The organism is Flaviflexus equikiangi, from assembly GCF_014069875.1.
In the GTDB taxonomy this organism is placed as follows: domain Bacteria; phylum Actinomycetota; class Actinomycetes; order Actinomycetales; family Actinomycetaceae; genus Flaviflexus; species Flaviflexus equikiangi.
In genome coordinates this window covers 974,008-990,485 of sequence record NZ_CP059676.1, presented here as the reverse complement: position 1 = coordinate 990,485, position 16,478 = coordinate 974,008, and the positions used below count along the sequence as shown (strand labels likewise).

Below are 16,478 nucleotides of genomic sequence, written 5' to 3'. Positions count from 1 at the left end.
CGTGTCGACAACGTCGTCTGCCGCTCCAACACGGATATCCGGCCCCTTCGCACATCCGTTGGGCAGGCAGTCCACAATGATCGGTGCCGCCCCAGGATCTCCCCGGCGGCGAGAAAGCAGCGAGAGACCTCATCCCCAGCAGGCGGCTCCGAGCAGGCACCGGACTGCGGCTTGGAGGGAACATGCCGGGAAGAGCTCGGGCCCAATGACGCCCGCTCCGACGATCGGCCTCCCGGGGCTCGACACCGACAGCACGATCGGCTGCTCGCGTCAGAGGTCGCGGGTCACCCCCAGCTGATGGCTGCCGAATAGGTGCCGACGACGAGGACGAGGAGGGCGAAGATACCGGTCAGGACGCGCGGCGGGATCCTCTTCGAGACGACTGATCCGCACAGGCCGCCCGCTATCGAACCGGTCACGAAGAGAGCGAGCAGGGGAACATCGATATCCCCGTGAAAAGGTGCCCTGCCGAGGATCCCCGCCGCAGAGGTCACGACCATGACGAGGAGAGACGTTCCCACCGCCTGCCTCATCGGGACCTTCATGACGAACACGAGAACGGGCACGATCATGAAGCCTCCGCCGACACCGAAGACTCCGGTCAGAAGACCCGTCGCGGTGGCCGCCGCGCACAGCACCACGAGGTCGCGCCGCGTCATGGCCTCGACCGGCCCCTCGCGGTCCCCTCCCATCGTCACCGTGCGGACGACGAAGCCGAGACCGACGACGATGAGGAAGATCGCGAAGACTCGGGCGAGCAGCTCATCATCGAGAAGAAGCGACACGCGGGCACCCGCGACGGCTCCTGCGATGGAGAGGGAACCGAACAGCAGGGCGGCTCGACCACGCACATTGTGCGCCCTCGCGTGCACGATGAGGGAACCGAGCGATGTCAGTGCGACCCCGATCAGGGAACCCAATGCCGCCGAGTAGGGTGTCTGGTCGAGAAGATACATGAGGGCTGGAACGGACAGGATCCCGCCGCCAGCTCCCAAGAGGCCGACGACAATGCCGATCAGAAGGCCCACGCCAAGAGCAAGCATCATCACCTCCGGGGATAGCGCCGGGCAGGCCGGCCGGTGGACAACAAAATCCCCCTGTCCGATTGGACAGGGGGTTCTGTGCGCGGAGGGGGACTTGAACCCCCACCCACTATACGTGGACTAGCACCTCAAGCTAGCGCGTCTGCCTATTCCGCCACCCGCGCAGGTGACTCGACCGAGGCCGAAGCAACAGATAAGAATTTATCACGCCGAACCGGAGCGTGGCCAATTGCGCCGCCCTTTTCGAGTGTGACGTCTATCGCTGAACATCCGATGCGAGCGAAACGCGTCGAGACGACGGGAATGGACGAGAAGCCAGCCTGCCGAACCGAGTACCCTGGACGTCATGAAGCCAGTTCCCCTCACCACTGCCCGACTGCGGCTCACCATGCCGACACTCGACCTCGTCGACGATGTTGTACGCGCCTGCACTGATCCCGAGACTCAACGATGGACGACGGTGCCGCGAGCCTACGGACCGGCAGAAGCCGAGGAGTTCTTGGGGATGGCGGCGGAGAAGTGGGAGAAGGACTGCCCCATCTGGGCGATCTATGCGGGAGAGATGTTCGTCGGCATCGTCGACCTCTTCCTCCCCGTCGGCGAGAACAAGCGGACCGAGATCGGCTTCTGGGCGCACCCCGATGCCCGCGGAAACGGCTACATGACAGAGGCCGTGCGGGCCGTGTGCCAGTTCGCCTTCGACCAAGGCTGCTATGCGATCGGGTGGTCCTGCCTCGTCGCGGGGAAGGAAGCGAACTGGGCCAGTGCGCGTGTGGCATGGCGCAACGGTTTCATCGTGGATGGCATCCGGCGCGCCGCCGCGTTCGACAACGGCCGCGTCCACGATCACCTCGTGGCGACACTCGTCGCGGGCGACCCCATGGAGCCCGCAGTCGACTGGTTCGGCCCATCGCAGGGACGGCGCGCCGTATGGAATCCGAGGGATCCCGAGGCCCTCGTCCGCGAGTTCCATGAGACGTACGGCATGCCCATCGCGCAGGACGGGCCAGAGGTCGATCGGGACCGGACAGGGATGCGCATGGCGCTTATCGCCGAAGAGTTCCACGAGCTCGTGACCGCCGTCTACGGCCCTGCCGCAGGGAAGATCGTTGCACAGGCCTACGAGGATGCCCTCGAAGCAGATGACGGATCGCGAGACACCGTCGAGGCCGCGGACGCGCTGGCCGACCTCGTCTATGTCATCTACGGCATGGCGTTGGAGACCGGGATACCGCTCGACCGGGTTTTGCGTGAAGTCCAGGCCGCAAACCTGTCCAAGCTCGGCGCCGATGGTCGACCCATCTACCGCGAAGACGGCAAGGTTCTCAAAGGACCCGACTACTTCAGACCCCGTGTGGACAGGGTTCTCGGACTCGCATCCGAATAGCCTCAACCGAGCGTAAGGTCCCCCTCGACGACGAGGCCCTCACGGAACGTGTAGTCTCCGACGACCGTCAGGCTGCGCGCTGCCCGAAGCGAGGGAATGTGGTGGCATCGAGCCTCAAAACCACGCATGTGACCGAAATATGATGGGTCGAGATCGATGCGCGGCAGCGTGCCGACGGTCTGCTCGATGACACCGGTCTCGTCGACATCGAAGGCGTCCGAGCGGAGGAGGAACAGATCGTTTGTCGTCTTCACGGGGAGGAATCGAGAACGATCGACCTCGATCGCGAGAGCACCCTCGAAGATCTCGATCCCGGATCCCATCCCCGTCTCCAACTGGTAGACCTCCGCGGACGTCGGATCGGTCGGATCCACGGTCTTCGCATTGCGGATCACGGGCAGGCCGAGGAACCCGCCGCGCCTGTCCAGCTCATCAGACAGGGCGCGCAGGTCGAGCCAGAGCGTGTTCGTGTTGAAGTACGAATGCCGCTCGATGTTCTGGAAATCGGCCAGATCCTCCACCGCTGTCTGCGCAACTTCACGAAGAATGATCGTGCCGTCGCTGGCTCGTACCGCCAGGTGGCCGCCCTTCCGGTCGCTCGACTGCCGCCTGCACACCTCCATCGCGAACGGCGCGCCGCTATCGGCGAACCACTGGGCGAGGCCAGGATCAGGGAAAGCACCGAGATTATCCGAGTTCGACACCATCGCGTAGCGGTAGCCCTGTTCGAGAAGCGCCCCTAGAACGCCGGATTCGGGCAGAGCGGTGAACAGGTCTCCGTGTCCTGGCGGGCACCATTCAAGATCAGGGTTGGCGGGATATGAGACGGGCGTCAGGTCGTCGCGCAGGACTTTCGGTACACGGTTCTGGAGGAAGCTGAGAGGAATGCGAGGGACAGCAAGATCCTCGAACCTGTCCAGGTAGTGCGCCGTATCGCGTTCGGTATGGAACGAGTTCATGAACACGGCGGGAAGCGTCGCACCAAAACTTTTGCGCACCGACATGACCTGCGCGACGATAATGTCGAGGAAGGTCTTCTCGGGCGTGACATGGAGGAGTGATTTCGCTTGCGCCAAGCCCATAGATGTGCCGAGCCCGCCGTTGAGCTTGATCACCGCCGTACGTGCGATTGCGTCCCCCGCGTTTCCCCCACCGAAGCGGGGCAGGTTCTCCAGGGGACGGATCTCGGTCTCGCGGATGAAACCTGCATCGCCACGCGCAACAGTCTCGAGATGATGGCGAAAGACTCGCGTCGCAAGATCGCCCGCACCAGCCTCCCGCATCTTCTTCACAGCAGGAGCGGCGATGTCCTTCACGACTTTCCCTTCCGGCCCTCCGTGTGGAGGCCCTGGACCAGACCCAAAATGCCGCCGATGAGCAGAGCTCCCGTGGCACCGATCAGGAGATAGGCCGCGGCACCGAAAGACCCGCCCTGGGCGATGATCTCGTGATGATCGGAATTCGTCAGAAGATAGGCTGTCATGGCGCCCACCGTTCCACCCGCAACCATACTCATGATTGCGCCGCGAAGGGCGCTCTTTGCTCCCGCGAGGGCCACCATCATCATCCCGCCGACGAAACCCAGAGCTGCGGCCGCCAGGATGACGTAGGCGTTGCCCTCTCCGGAGGCGGCACCCCACAGCCTGATCTCTCCGCCCACCGAGAGGAACGTTGCGAAAGGCGCAGCAGCAGCGAGCACAACACCGAAAAGGGAGAGCCCTCCCCCGACGAGACCCACTGTCGGCTGCTGCGTCACCCGAGGGCTCGGAAGCGAGGGAGTCGGCATGGCATATGGGAGGCCCTGCGGCCCCCGCATCGGCATCACCTGCGGTGGACGTGCAGAACCTTGTCCCCTGCGATGCCAGGCAGCACCGCCGTTGGCAGAGCGTCGCACCCCGTGCGGATTGACCCGAGAGCATCCGGGCAGCGGCGGAATCGGCTGCGGGCTGGCAGGGAGATCCGCCGGCTCGACCTCGGGCTCCGGGGTCGCTGCAGACGGCAGGATCGTCCTGTCCTCTGAACCATCATCGGGCTGCTTCGTATTCACCGGTCGTCGTCGAGAACCTCAGCATCTTGGATATCGTCCTCGACAACGGCCGCCAAGATATCGCTGGAAATGCTGTCGATTTTTGCGTTGATAGCCTTGAGCTTCCGCCGCTGCTCTTTCGGAGTCATCACCTCGATCAGGGGCAGGCTCGCCTCGATCTTCGCCAACTGGGACTTCCAGGCGACAGCCTGCTCGGCAATCTCGGGACTGTTGGCCGACGCATAGAGGTAGGCGACCTGATCGCGGAGGACCCCAAGACGATCCGACGCACCCGGGAGACCCTTCTTCGCCTTCGCGTTCTGATAGGACTTCAGCTTGCCGGTCAAGTTCGAGATCGCATCGGGATTCGAGTCGACGAGCTTCTTGATCATCGGCCCGTAGCGTTGGACGGTCTGCACGACGACAGGTCCCGATAGAACGGCCCATCGGATCAGAGTGATGAATTTAGCCATGTCTTGTCCTCCTCATGTCGCACCAACTCTATCGTTGCCGACGTGTTTTCGCTGGATGAGATGCCAAGGGCGAACATCACCGAAAATCTCGGGAAGAAACAGGCAGGGAGAGCGGGAGCTGTTCGAAACCATCCGCAACGAAATTGACGGTCCCATCCGCCCGTTCGACCATGCCTCGAACGATAAGAGCACGAGAACGTCGCGCAATATCGCGGTGACGCGCCCACAGCCCCGCCGAACAGACAACGTTGAGCAATCCCGTCTCATCCTCGATCGACAAGAAGAGTGTCCCTCGGGCCGTGTGCGGACGCTGCCGGTGGGTGACGATACCTCCCACGGAGAGCCTGGTGCCGATCGGAGCGGTGAGAATGTCTGCCACCGAGAGCACTCCCCGCTGGCTGAGCCTGTCTCTCACCAAAACGGTGGGATACGTGCTTGAGACACCCGTGCGCGTCACGTCGGCAACGATCACCTCAGCCTGGGTCATGTCCGGCAGGTCGGGAGCAACGATACCCACTTCGGTGCCGGGAATCGTGGGCTGGATCCAGCCATTGTCCACCGTCTCTTCACTCCCCAGCGGGCCGGCGGCCCACATGCCCTGACGGCGTCCCACCCCGAGGGACGTCAAGGCACCCGCCTCGGACAGGATCCTCAGGTCTCGCTCGTTGAGCCGACACCGTCGAGCAGCATCCGCCATCGACACAAAAGGCCGCTCGCGGCGTGCGGCAACGATACGACTCGCCCCCTCGCCGAGACCTTTAATGGCGGATAGACCGAGACGCAGCACGCGATCGCTGCGCGGCCGGACGTGCGCGACCGGTGCCCGCGGGGGCGGGGCATCTTCCCCCGGGACGCGGTCCACACTCTGCTCCAGGCTGGCCTCGACGTCGGAATAGTTGATATCGGCCCGAGCAGTCCGCACACCGTGGCGTCGAGCGTCCGCGACAAGTGATTGGGGAGAATAGAAGCCCATCGGCTGCGCACCGAGAAGCCCCATATAGAACGCCTCGGGGTGATGGACCTTCAGCCATGCACTCGCATAGACAAGGTAGGCGAAAGAGAACGAATGCGATTCGGGGAAGCCGAAGTCAGCGAAGGCTTTGAGACTGTCATAGATCTGTTCCGCAACGCTCTCGTCGATCCCGCGCTCCATCATTCCAGCCACGAGGAGGACATGGAGGGCCTCCATGCGCTGCTTCGAACGTTTCGAGCCCATGGCCTTGCGCAGCTGATCCGCCTGCGCGGGGCTGAAACCCGCCGCATCAACCGCGATCTGCATGAGCTGCTCCTGGAACAGCGGGACACCTAACGTCTTCTCCAGCGCCGGCTTGAGGAGCGGATGAAGATAGGTGACCGGTTCGCGTCCGCGACGGCGGGCGATATAGGGGTTGACTGCGTTGCCCTGGATCGGGCCTGGCCGGATGAGAGCGACTTCGACAACGATGTCGTAGAACACGCGCGGCCTCAGACGCGGCAGCGTCGACATCTGGGCGCGGGATTCGACCTGAAAGACACCGACCGTGTCGGCGGCGCAGAGCAGATCGTAGACGAGCGGGTCTTCCTCGGGGACCGTGTGAAGCTCGTAGGGTTGACCGTTCTCATCCACCGCCCCGTAGCGCGCGATCTCGGTGAAGGCGAGTCGCAGTGCTGTCAGCATGCCGAGACCGAGCAGATCGAACTTCACCAGCCCCGCCTCCGCGCAATCATCCTTATCCCACTGGAGGACAGTCCGACCGGGGGCTGTGGCCCAACCCACCGGGCAGACGTCTATCACGGGCCCCTCACACATCACCATGCCGCCGGAATGGATCCCCAAGTGGCGGGGCAGGCGGAGCATCTGTTCCGCAATCGTGAGGACCGTGGGATCGATGTCCGATTCTTCTCCCGTAAGAGAGCCCCATCGTTCGACTGACGCGGCCCACGCATCAACCTGGCCCAGCTCGAAACCGAGAGCCCGACCAGCCTCCCGCACGGCCATCTTCGGCCGATAGCTGATGACGTTCGCAACCTGGGCGGCATGCTCTCGACCGTGGCGAGAATAGACGTGTTGGATAACCTCCTCACGGCGGCCCGACTCGATGTCGATGTCGATGTCTGGCGGACCGCTCCTGCCCGGCGACAAGAACCTCTCGAAGAGCATCCGGTGTCGGATCGCATCAACGGCGGTAATGCCGAGGGCATAGCAGACAGCGGAGTTCGCGGCAGAGCCCCGACCCTGACAGAAAATACCGCGGCTTCGACAGAAGTCCACGATCTCGTGCACGATGAGGAAATATCCGGGGAACCCCAGGTCCTCGATCGTGGACAGCTCATGGTCGATCTGCTCCCATGCGCCAGCCGTTGAACCACGGACTCCGTAGCGTCGCTCCGCCCCGCGATAGGTCAGTTCACGGAGCCAGGTCGCTTCCGTGTATCCATCGGGCACCGGGAAAGGCGGCAGTCGGGGCGCAACGAGGTCGAGGTCGAAGGCAAGCTCGGCACCGAGTTCACCCGCAGCATCCACCGCGTACTCGTGTCTGGCATGAATCGCCCTCATCTCCTCATCGGACCGCAGAAATGCCCCGGACGCAGGGAGCCATGGATCAAGGTCCTCAAGAGTTGTTCGACTGCGAATCGCAGCGAGCGTATCTGCAAGCGGCCGTTCCCGTGCCGTCGCGTAGTGGACTTGGCCAGTCGCGGCCGCACGCAGACCCGCCTCGCGAGCCAAGCCCGCGAGAATGCTGTTGCGTTCACGATCGAGGGGACTCCCCAGGTCGGTGAGTTCAACAACGATGTTCTCCCGACCAAACAAGGCGCCGAGCCTATCCAGCTCGCTACGAGCCGCGGCCTCTCCCCCGGAGGCGAGAGCCCGGCGGAGGTGACCCTTCCGACAGCCTGTGAGAATGGCCCACTGCCCGTCAGCGGCCTCGGCGAGACTCTCCAAGCTATAGTCCGCACATCCCTTCATCCCGGTAGAAAGCTGAGCGCGGCCGATCGCTGAAGAGAGCCTGCGATAACCATCGACGCCGCGGGCGAGAACAAGGAGATGGTTCGCGTCCGGGTCACGATCGCCGGCCCGCCGCGGGGCATACACCTGTCCATCAAGCGGGAGCGACAGCTCTGCCCCGATCACCGTCGGCAGGCCTACCGAACGTGCGGCAGTCGCCAGCTGGACAACACCGGGAAGACCATCATGATCGGTGAGAGCCAGCGCGGACAGGTCAAGCTCGACCGCACGAGAGACAAGATCCTCTGGGAGCGATGCACCGTCGAGGAACGAAAACGCCGAGTGGACGTGGAGTTCAGCGTAGCGGTGACCCATCAGCTGTAGATCCCCTCAAGGAACCAGTTCGCTCCGCTTCGGTAGATGAGGGCCGCAGGCCCCTCCACGCCCAGCTGCAGATAGGCGCGACGATAGGCGTCCTGGGCCCACCATCGTCCCGACACGTTCCACGGGCCGGCATGATTCCACACGCGCACACCCCGCGAGTAGTAGCAGGACGCATGCGCATAGCTCGAGTCTGGACGGCCTGCACCTTTCACCAAGGAGAGGGAGACCGGCCGGGGCGCGTCACATCCGACGCAGGCAAGCTGGATGCCGCTGTCCACGTAGAGGAATTCGCCACAGTCACAGCGGAGGGTCACGCGAGGCGGGGAAGGGAAGACGATCGACGGCCACGGTTTGGGAACGGCACCCACCCAGGGCCTATCGACATCCTCTTTGACGGCGCCAACCTGCCAGTTCTCTAACTCTGCAGCAGCATCTGGACTACGTCCTCCCACAAGCCGGACCGACTGCACCGCAGCATCGCCGAGCATACCCTGGACACGAAGAACACTGCGCTGAGCCTGCTCCTTTCCACGACGTCTGTCGCCCCACAGCGTGGCCTGTCGAGTACCCGCTGGCGCCAGATCGGTGGCGGCAAGCTCAAGATAGGTCAGTTCACCCAACGGATGCTCGTGGCGCTGATCGAGCCAGCCAGAGATCTGCCACCGCACCCGGTCCGTCATGTCACGCGCCCGATTCACGCCGTCGACTGACCATGTTCGGCTGCGATGCCCGGCATCGGAGAAGGTTGCTTGAACGGTGAGCTGGCCGCAAACCTGCATGCGATCCCCAAGCTTGGCCGCCAGCTCATCAGCCAGTTCTTTCGCGAGGAAGGCCGCCTGTTCTTCGTTGCCGATCCCATCAATATGCCGTCTGACCGCGATCTCGCCGGCGGGTGCGGTCGTGTGCGCAACCGCATGGTCGGCCCCCTGGCAGAGCCGCCACAGGATCGTGCCGACCAGTCCGAAACGGGACGCTATCTGAGCGTGTTCGAGGGTAACGAAGTCGCCGATCGTCCGGATTCCCAGAGAGGACAGAACGTCGATCGTCTCCTCCCATTCGCGCCGCACCCCATCGGTCGGGGCAACCGTCAGTGTTGCCGTGAGCGGGAACGGAGCAAGAAAGACGGAGGTCTCCTCCGCGGGAATGTGACGTCCCTGGCGAGCGGCGAGCACACTCGCGAGGAGCCCACACCCATAACCAACCTGGGATTCCTCCGCCTGTCGGGCTACGGCGGAGATAAGTCCGGCCGCCAAGGCATCAAGGCCTCCCGCGAGCCGTGCGGGCGCCGTGGCCGCAAAGGTGACGAGGCCCGGACGAAGGATCACCGTCGAGGCAACGTAATCATCGAGCGCATCCAACACGGTCGCAAAAACACGATGGTCGCGATCAGTATCACGCGGGACGACAACGAGATCCGGCACGAGAGAGAGTGCCTTACGGCGGGTGTCCCCACGCCGAACGCCTTGACGCCGCGCACTGGGACTAGCAGCCTGCACCCGGCTGTCGCACACGGCAACCGCCGCATCGGGAGTGGCTAAAGATGCTGTTATTGCCGCCGCAACCGGCCAGTCGGGCACCCAGAGGGCTCCCCTGAGCGTGCCTAGCATGAAGCCACCGCCCGCAGGAGGCGAGGTGCGGACGTGAGTCCGTGCGCAGTCCACAGACATGTTGCGTGACGGGATCCGGAGGACACGGTGAAACGCGTTGAGGCGAGATGTCCCACGCCCGCATCGTATCCGCTCGATCCTGCCGATTCGACGCGGAGAACGGACGCTCCGGTAGACCATTCGGCTGCGAGAATAGTCGTGTCCCGTGTTCGCACTCTCTGAGCAAGCGCCCTCTGGTCCCGAGCCGTCAAGGCAAGATCCCCGACGACAAGAATGTCAAAGCCATCCGCGAGCGCGGTGAGAACCTCCGCGGCTCGCGCTCCCGGTGCAGGGATGTGTGCGGTGCGCGTCAGGTCCAGTCCGTGGTCGACTGCCGCTCCCCAACCGATCAGCGGCAGTCCCACGAGGGCGACCCAGGCGCCCTGTGAGGAGGCGTGTCCCGCGAGTGCGAGGAGGATTGTTGATGAGCCGACGACAGCGAGCACTCCGGGCGTGAGTGCCGGGAGGACGGTGGAGAGAACCTCTGGGGTCTGCCACCCTTCCTTGTCTTCCGTCTTGCTCAGTCCGCTTGCCGTTTCGGCTCGATGGAGCACGTCGCGTGCGTGTGCGAGCCGCTGTGCGTGGTTCACGACCCCTCCATTCTTAGAACGTTTGTTCGATATTCAGTGTAGGTCCGTGTTCGACAAAAATCGACCCGCTATTCTTCTGGTGGCCGCTTGTGTCTAGGATGCTGGTATGAACCTTGATCGCCCTGCAGCGCCAGACCCGTACGAGCTTCTGCCCGCCGTTCCGTCGTTTATTCTGGAGTCGGATGATCTTGTCGCCGGCCAGATGATGCCAGCACTGCACGCGAAAGCCCATGACAATGTGTCTCCGCACCTGTCTTGGCGGGGTTTCCCCGAGGCTACGAAAGGTTTCGTCCTCAACTGTTTCGATCCGGATGCGCCGACGCCTTCGGGCTATTGGCATTGGACGATCGTCGATCTTGATTCGAATGTCACGTTCTTGGATCGTGGCCAGGGCGAGTCCGACCTGTTCCTACCCGGCGCAGCATCCCATGTCCGAACAGACGGCGGGCTGTACGGCTGGGAAGGTGCGGCCCCTCCCCCTGGTGACCGTGCCCATCGCTACATCTTCGCCGTCCATGCGATCGACGTTCCGACGCTGGAGTTGGATCCCGAAGAAGTGTCGGCGGCCGCCGTCTCGTTCATGACTCTCTTCCACACGCTTGCCCGCGCCACATTGGAAGTGACCTATCAACAGTAGGTAGTCTTGCCTCGTGTTTGATGTCGTCTTTTTTGAGCCCTGCATCCCGTCTAATACGGGCAACGCGATCCGGCTATCTGCCTGTACCGGGGTCACGCTTCACCTTGTCGAGCCGCTTGGGTTCAATTTCAGCGATGCGAATCTGCGTCGTGCGGGATTGGATTATCACGATCTTGCCTCGATGATCGTGCACCCGAATTTTGATGCTCTCCTCTCGACCCTCGGGGAGGGTCGCCGCATCTTTGCCTTTACCGGACATTCCACGCATTCGTTCGCTGATGTGGCCTATGAGCCGGGGGATGTTCTGCTGTTCGGGCCCGAGCCCACTGGACTGCCCGACCATATTCTCGGCCATGCCGCTATCACACATGCTGTTCGCATTCCCATGCAGCCTCACATCCGCTCCCTCAACCTGGCGAACTCCGCATCGATCGCCGTCTATGAGGCATGGCGCCAGAATGGGTTTGCCGGAGCTGTCTAGCCCGACAAACCCATCCTGTTTCTAGTGTCGTCTCCTGTGCGCCGCGAGGGCAGCGCCGGATCCTAGGCCGAGGAGCAGCAGCGCGCCAAGCGCCAGCATCCCGGTGGAGGCCCCCGTTGAGGGAAGCCTGCCGGTGGAGGGAGGCGCGCCGGCGTCTGCCTTCTCGAAGCGGACGATATCCCACCCATCGATGTCATCCTCGATGGTGTCGTTGGGCTGGTCTGCACCGTCTTCGAGGGGATCGTTGGGAGAATCGACGAAGGCGACGTTGTCACCGGAACCCGTGATGTCTGCGACCACGTTCAGTATCTCGCAGGCCCCAGGGTCGAGCGTACCGATGGCAAACACTCCATCGGCGAACCTCTCGTCATCAGATGACAGGGACACGATGTTCGCCCCTCCTGGATCGGTCACCGTCACGGCCGTGGCGGGCGCAAGCCCGACGTTGCACACCTCGATCTCGAAGATGGCATGACGGTCGGTGACGTCGATGACCGTCTTGTTGAGACGAAGGTCGGCGATTGGCACGTCGACATCGACGATGTCCCCCTGATCGGTGTCCAGTTCGAGGGTCGGATTGGGGATGAAGGTGCCGCCGTGGGGGAATCCATCCGCCTCCGCGAAGACCTCGTTGACTACGCGGTTGGCTGTCGGAGAGATTCTCCCTGTCACGACGATGGTCTCGACCTGCCCTGGTTGAAGATCCCCCACGCTCCAGGTCAGCCCATCGACCGTGCCCGCACTCGCATCGCTCAGCACGACATCGGAGAGGGTATCCCCGGGGATATCGGTCACGGCTGCTCCCGATATCGGCTTGCCGCCAAGGTTGCCGACCTCGATCGTGTACCGAATGGTGTCTCCGTCGACGGTATCGAGCTCCTTGTTGACAGCGAGTCTGCCATCCCTGCTGACATCGACAACGTCGGCTTGGTCGGTGTCCGAGTACACGTCGTCGTTCGGTATCGCATCACTCGGATCGGTCAGCTCGCGCGGCCGAACCGGATTGCTCACCGACACTGCGTTGACGATCCGTTGCGCATCAGGCTGCAGTGTGGCCGTGACCGTGGCGGTTGCCTCCTCTCCGGCTCGCAGCGTTCCGATGGCCCAGGTCTCTCCCTCCGCGGCGCCCTGCGAAACGTTCTCGAAGGCAACTGTCTCCAGTCCGATGCCCGGCAGGTCGATAGCCTGCACGAGTGTCGCGGACGTGACCGTCCCATCCTCTGGGGTGGCGCCGTTCCGGACGGTGATGCTATAGGTCACGCCGCCCTCAGCCGGCATCGCCTCAGGGAGCGCCTTGTCGACCTGGAGGATCGGCTGCTCGTCAATGGTGACGACATCACACCGGTCCGTATCGGCGAAGACGTCGACATTGGGCACGCACTCCGGCGGGATCACCGGGACGCAGTCGATGCACGTCTCACCCACGACAGCATTCTCCACGGTGCCGCCGGTCGCGATCGCACGCACGGTTGCGGTGGCAATCTCACCTTCGGGAAGGTCTCCGATACGCCACATGGTGGCGTCGACTGTTCCGTGGGTCGCGTCGACAAATGTCACGTCCCGAAGACCTGCAACGGGGATGTCGGCCACGACAGCATCGCGGACAACACCGGGGCGGCTCCCCCTGGCGGTGATCTCGAAGAGGAGCTCTTCACCGTCGGCGAGAACAGCATCGGATCCCATCAGTCGCTTGTCGACCTGGAGGTCCGCGGGTTCGCCGATGGCTGTCGCCGCACTGGAGTTGATCATCGTCGTCATCGCACCGGTCGTCCGAGTCTGCGCCGAGTTGACGAGCACATCGCCGTTGGTTGCACCCTCGACCGTGTAGTCGATTGTGTAGTCGACTGTCATGCCGGGCCCGAGATCGCGAGTGATCCATCGGATAGCAGTCACATCGTCCTGTCCGTCCCAGACCTGCCACACGGACGACGGCGCCCCGACAGCACCATTCGACGCGGCAAGGGGATCGGGATCGATCGTGGCAGGATCAGCCGTCGACACCCAGACCTCTGCCCCCGTCACGTCGGCGATCGTCACGCGGGCTGATGTGAGTGTCGATCGATCATCACCGTCGAACGGCAGGATGTCAATCGTGTCGGCAAGCCTCACGGGCCACACGTCGCGGTTCGCGAGGGTGACGGTCCACTGGTTTGATCCGTCGAGGGCGAACTCGTCAGATGCGGCGGACTTCTGCAGCGATGTGCCTGCGCTGGCCAAGGCCACGATCTCAGCGGTGTCGGAGTCGGTGCGGAGCCTTTCAGTCATCGTATTATCGACGGCGACCTGCGCGAGGAGTGTCCCTGTGCCCGATCGGTAGACCGTCTCGATGGTTTCCGTGCGCGGCTCACCCACGGTCACATCCGATATCCACGACACAATGTCGCGGCCGGACTCACGGCTGACGGTCGCGTCGACGCTGGCATCCACGTACTCGACCCCCAGGGGGAGGATGAGCAGATGCTCGACGGCATGGATGCCACGATTCGCGAACGGTGCCGATGACACCATAGTGGTGACATCCCATGTCACGGACTCCCCCGGCTTCACAGCGTCGGCCGAGGCTTCGAGGCCTACCGAGGTGCGATAGGGAACGACTTCGACGGCATCTCTGAAGGTGGTCGTACTGTCGTAGAGGGGTGTCACCTGGTCGAGGATCGGCTGTGGCCCTATCACCACGGTCCCGTCCATGTTCCAGCCAGACCCGATGTCGGTTGAATGTCCTCCCGCCATCCACGCACGGGCGCCCTCGCTCAAGTCCGCGGACGCGAGATAGCCTGCACCGAAGATGGGTCGGCTCGTGAACATCTCATCCTGCTCTGCCGGGTCGAAGAGGATTCTCATGGCCGTCACGTCAGCCGGCTGCTCTGTCGTCCACGTGCCAGCCCCGCAGTCGGGCGACATGAAGCCGCCGGGAATCGGGCCCGTCAAATATTCGAGCCGATAGTCGGTGAGCTGTGTGACGGAATATCGGCCGTTGTACGATGTCGAGCCTCGTTCCGTGTCGAAGATCAGACAGTATCCGTGTGTTGTGCCGGGCACGTAGTCACTCGGCTCCATCCCCACATAGTGGGCGGCGTCGACCGTGCCGACCATCTGGTCCTCGGGAAGGATGGGGCCGCGCCCCAACCAGTTGGACGCACCTGCCGAGAGCACTCCCGTCCCGAGGTCGGGATTCCACACCTCGCGGTGGACGCGCGGCAGCTGTGCGGGGTCATCACCGGGCACGGCGAGTATTCCGCCTTCGGCGGGCGCGTGACCGTTGACGAATTTCGCGCTCACCGACCCTTCGTCGATCAGCGACGTCTGAATGATGTCGTTCGTCGTCCGGATCTGTTCGGTCAACGGCCCCGATACTGTCGACGCAGCCACTCCCGACACTCGCGCAGTCCATGACATGACCTGGTTGTTGAGACTGGGAGAATGCACCGGATACCGGAGCTCCAGACCGAAAGACATGACGGGTATCGTGTCGAGGATATTTCCGGCGGCGTCGACCGCGGGACCGACGGCCTTGTCGGGAACCTGGGCGACGACACGCAATGTCTTCTCGTCGAGACGTTCCGTCTCCACCATGGGCACCTCGAAGTTGGGCCCGTTGGCCGCCACGCCGATAATGCTGCGGCTCGCTGGAACAGCGACGACCTCGAGCTCTTCATAGTTGTCGACGATGGACGGACCGACGGTTGTCGAGAACTCCAGATCGATCGTCACCGTATCCGTCAGCGGTTCCCCGCCATGCGGGACGGACACCATGATGGGGATCGTCGTCTCGGCGAGTAGCTCGGGGTCGAACCGGTAGCTGGCCGCATTGACACCCGACGCATTGAGCGCCACATCGATCCCCGCGGTGGCCGTTATCGCCAGCTTCGGTGTTGCGGCAGTGTTTCTGTGAGCATCGACAGCGGTCACGCTGACCTCATCTCCCGATGATCCCCACGCCCGCACCGGCACCGAAAGGTGACCCGCTATACCGTTGTCATCCGGGGTGTCCAACACGCAGCGGATCGATGTCGGCGCCCACTCGGAACCGTCAGCGCACTGATCCGGGAGAGCCAGGAAACGCCCGTTCTCGACTGTCAGATCGAAGACCGCAGATGATTCCTCGACGTCATCGATGAATCCGTGGGCATAGTTCGCATCCCAATCGATTCTCGCAGCGACCTCCATACCGGATTCGACCGCCTCCGGAGGGCTGTCCCAGGAGGCGGCGAGGGTAGCCATGAGCTCCGCCTGGGCGACAGGAGCAACACCCCCAGAGAGCAGGGCAACGGCTCCGAGTGCAGCCAGTGCCGCCTTCATCTGCGCCTCCTGACGATCAGGAGCGTCACGGAAGCTGCACAGACAACAAGGAGAATAATGGGAATCCAGTAGCTATCCACGGTGAGCCCTCACCTTCGGGATGATCGGCTGGTCCGGGGTTGTGGTCACGGTCGACATGTTTGTCCTCTCTCAGATTTCGGGCTCGGCCCGCTTATCGAGAACAATCTGCCGATTGACCGGCGCGCACAGGACATGCAGAACGCCCCCTGTGAAACAGGGGGCGTGAGAGAGAACGTGTACTCAGTTCATCGTGAGTGCGAGATCCCAGGCTTCCGACATGAGGTCGGCGATGCTGATACCGAAGCCTCGCGAGATCGCCAGGAGCGTTTTCGTCTGCGGATTGGTCATCTCGCCCCTGGAGTTGTGCCCCGACTCGATGCACTGATAATTGCTCGTGTCGACACCGATCTCGAGGGCGAAAGCCTGCTGGCTGAATCCTCGATCCTTGCGATGACGGATGCAGACCTGCCCCAGCGCCTGGACGTAGACGTTGTCGGGAACAGAGGAATTCTTCATTCCTCTAACCCACCATGCCGCCAATCCACCATCAACAGGTTATAACCGG

The 16,478-nt window shown here is 63.2% G+C and carries 12 protein-coding genes and 1 tRNA gene; 3 read left to right on the top strand and 10 right to left on the bottom strand.

The genetic code is table 11. The features are described from left to right. Positions 1 to 284: 284 nt before the first annotated feature. Together H2O75_RS04695 and H2O75_RS04690 are read right to left on the bottom strand one after the other, a co-directional pair. The gene (locus H2O75_RS04695) at positions 285 to 1,046 is read right to left on the bottom strand and encodes a sulfite exporter TauE/SafE family protein (protein ID WP_182174331.1); all 762 of its coding nucleotides are present in this window, start codon (positions 1,044 to 1,046) and stop codon (positions 285 to 287) included. Between the two features lie 76 nt (positions 1,047 to 1,122). Beyond that, positions 1,123 to 1,207: transfer RNA gene (locus H2O75_RS04690), tRNA-Leu, on the bottom strand. 182 nt (positions 1,208 to 1,389) lie between these two features. Between H2O75_RS04690 and H2O75_RS04685 the strand changes: the two genes are divergently transcribed. Next, the gene (locus H2O75_RS04685) at positions 1,390 to 2,430 is read left to right on the top strand and encodes a GNAT family N-acetyltransferase (RefSeq protein ID WP_182174328.1); all 1,041 of its coding nucleotides are present in this window, start codon (positions 1,390 to 1,392) and stop codon (positions 2,428 to 2,430) included. 2 nt (positions 2,431 to 2,432) lie between these two features. On the opposite strand, the gene H2O75_RS04680 is transcribed toward H2O75_RS04685, so the two are convergent. The 6 genes from H2O75_RS04680 to imuA' all read right to left on the bottom strand — a co-directional run bounded on the left by H2O75_RS04680 (position 2,433) and on the right by imuA' (position 10,475). After that, on the bottom strand, positions 2,433 to 3,713 hold the full coding sequence (locus tag H2O75_RS04680; protein WP_220462828.1) for a UTP--glucose-1-phosphate uridylyltransferase: 1,281 nt from the start codon (positions 3,711 to 3,713) through the stop codon (positions 2,433 to 2,435). A gap of 29 nt (positions 3,714 to 3,742) precedes the next feature. Continuing rightward, the gene (locus tag H2O75_RS04675) at positions 3,743 to 4,477 is read right to left on the bottom strand and encodes a hypothetical protein (RefSeq protein WP_182174322.1); all 735 of its coding nucleotides are present in this window, start codon (positions 4,475 to 4,477) and stop codon (positions 3,743 to 3,745) included. After that, a complete protein-coding gene (locus H2O75_RS04670) occupies positions 4,474 to 4,929 on the bottom strand; it encodes a hypothetical protein (protein ID WP_182174319.1) in 456 nt (151 codons plus the stop codon). Before H2O75_RS04670 ends, H2O75_RS04675 begins: the two co-directional genes overlap by 4 nt. Positions 4,930 to 5,005: 76 nt before the next feature. Continuing rightward, positions 5,006 to 8,230, bottom strand: coding sequence for an error-prone DNA polymerase (locus H2O75_RS04665; RefSeq protein ID WP_182174316.1), 3,225 nt, complete (start codon positions 8,228 to 8,230; stop codon positions 5,006 to 5,008). Beyond that, on the bottom strand, positions 8,230 to 9,846 hold the full coding sequence (locus H2O75_RS04660; RefSeq protein ID WP_182174313.1) for a DNA polymerase Y family protein: 1,617 nt from the start codon (positions 9,844 to 9,846) through the stop codon (positions 8,230 to 8,232). Before H2O75_RS04660 ends, H2O75_RS04665 begins: the two co-directional genes overlap by 1 nt. Further along, entirely contained in the window at positions 9,840 to 10,475 is a 636-nt protein-coding gene (imuA', locus tag H2O75_RS04655) for a DnaE2-dependent mutagenesis accessory factor ImuA' (protein ID WP_182174310.1), read from the bottom strand. The genes H2O75_RS04660 and imuA' overlap by 7 nt, the downstream gene beginning before the upstream one ends. Positions 10,476 to 10,581: 106 nt before the next feature. Between imuA' and H2O75_RS04650 the strand changes: the two genes are divergently transcribed. Both H2O75_RS04650 and H2O75_RS04645 read left to right on the top strand, forming a co-directional pair. Continuing rightward, positions 10,582 to 11,112, top strand: coding sequence for a YbhB/YbcL family Raf kinase inhibitor-like protein (locus H2O75_RS04650; RefSeq protein WP_182174307.1), 531 nt, complete (start codon positions 10,582 to 10,584; stop codon positions 11,110 to 11,112). A 13-nt stretch (positions 11,113 to 11,125) separates the two neighbouring features. After that, complete coding sequence (locus tag H2O75_RS04645) at positions 11,126 to 11,593, top strand: tRNA (cytidine(34)-2'-O)-methyltransferase (RefSeq protein WP_182174304.1); 468 nt, start codon at positions 11,126 to 11,128, stop codon at positions 11,591 to 11,593. A 21-nt stretch (positions 11,594 to 11,614) separates the two neighbouring features. Here H2O75_RS04645 and H2O75_RS04640 read toward each other — a convergent pair whose 3' ends face one another. Both H2O75_RS04640 and H2O75_RS04635 read right to left on the bottom strand, forming a co-directional pair. Next, the gene (locus H2O75_RS04640) at positions 11,615 to 15,892 is read right to left on the bottom strand and encodes a DUF11 domain-containing protein (RefSeq protein ID WP_182174301.1); all 4,278 of its coding nucleotides are present in this window, start codon (positions 15,890 to 15,892) and stop codon (positions 11,615 to 11,617) included. 261 nt (positions 15,893 to 16,153) lie between these two features. Beyond that, a complete protein-coding gene (locus tag H2O75_RS04635; protein ID WP_182174298.1) occupies positions 16,154 to 16,429 on the bottom strand; it encodes a helix-turn-helix domain-containing protein in 276 nt (91 codons plus the stop codon). Positions 16,430 to 16,478: the final 49 nt, after the last annotated feature.

Excerpts from the sequence above, each read along its gene's own strand:
- H2O75_RS04640 (WP_182174301.1), bottom strand. The coding sequence starts at position 15,892 with ATGAAGGCGGCACTGGCTGCACTCGGAGCCGTTGCCCTGCTCTCTGGG.
- H2O75_RS04695 (WP_182174331.1), bottom strand. The coding sequence starts at position 1,046 with ATGATGCTTGCTCTTGGCGTGGGCCTTCTGATCGGCATTGTCGTCGGC.
- H2O75_RS04665 (WP_182174316.1), bottom strand. The coding sequence starts at position 8,230 with ATGGGTCACCGCTACGCTGAACTCCACGTCCACTCGGCGTTTTCGTTC.
- H2O75_RS04650 (WP_182174307.1), top strand. The coding sequence starts at position 10,582 with ATGAACCTTGATCGCCCTGCAGCGCCAGACCCGTACGAGCTTCTGCCC.
- H2O75_RS04660 (WP_182174313.1), bottom strand. The coding sequence starts at position 9,846 with ATGCTAGGCACGCTCAGGGGAGCCCTCTGGGTGCCCGACTGGCCGGTT.
- H2O75_RS04670 (WP_182174319.1), bottom strand. The coding sequence starts at position 4,929 with ATGGCTAAATTCATCACTCTGATCCGATGGGCCGTTCTATCGGGACCT.
- H2O75_RS04680 (WP_220462828.1), bottom strand. The coding sequence starts at position 3,713 with ATGCGGGAGGCTGGTGCGGGCGATCTTGCGACGCGAGTCTTTCGCCAT.
- H2O75_RS04685 (WP_182174328.1), top strand. The coding sequence starts at position 1,390 with ATGAAGCCAGTTCCCCTCACCACTGCCCGACTGCGGCTCACCATGCCG.
- H2O75_RS04635 (WP_182174298.1), bottom strand. The coding sequence starts at position 16,429 with ATGAAGAATTCCTCTGTTCCCGACAACGTCTACGTCCAGGCGCTGGGG.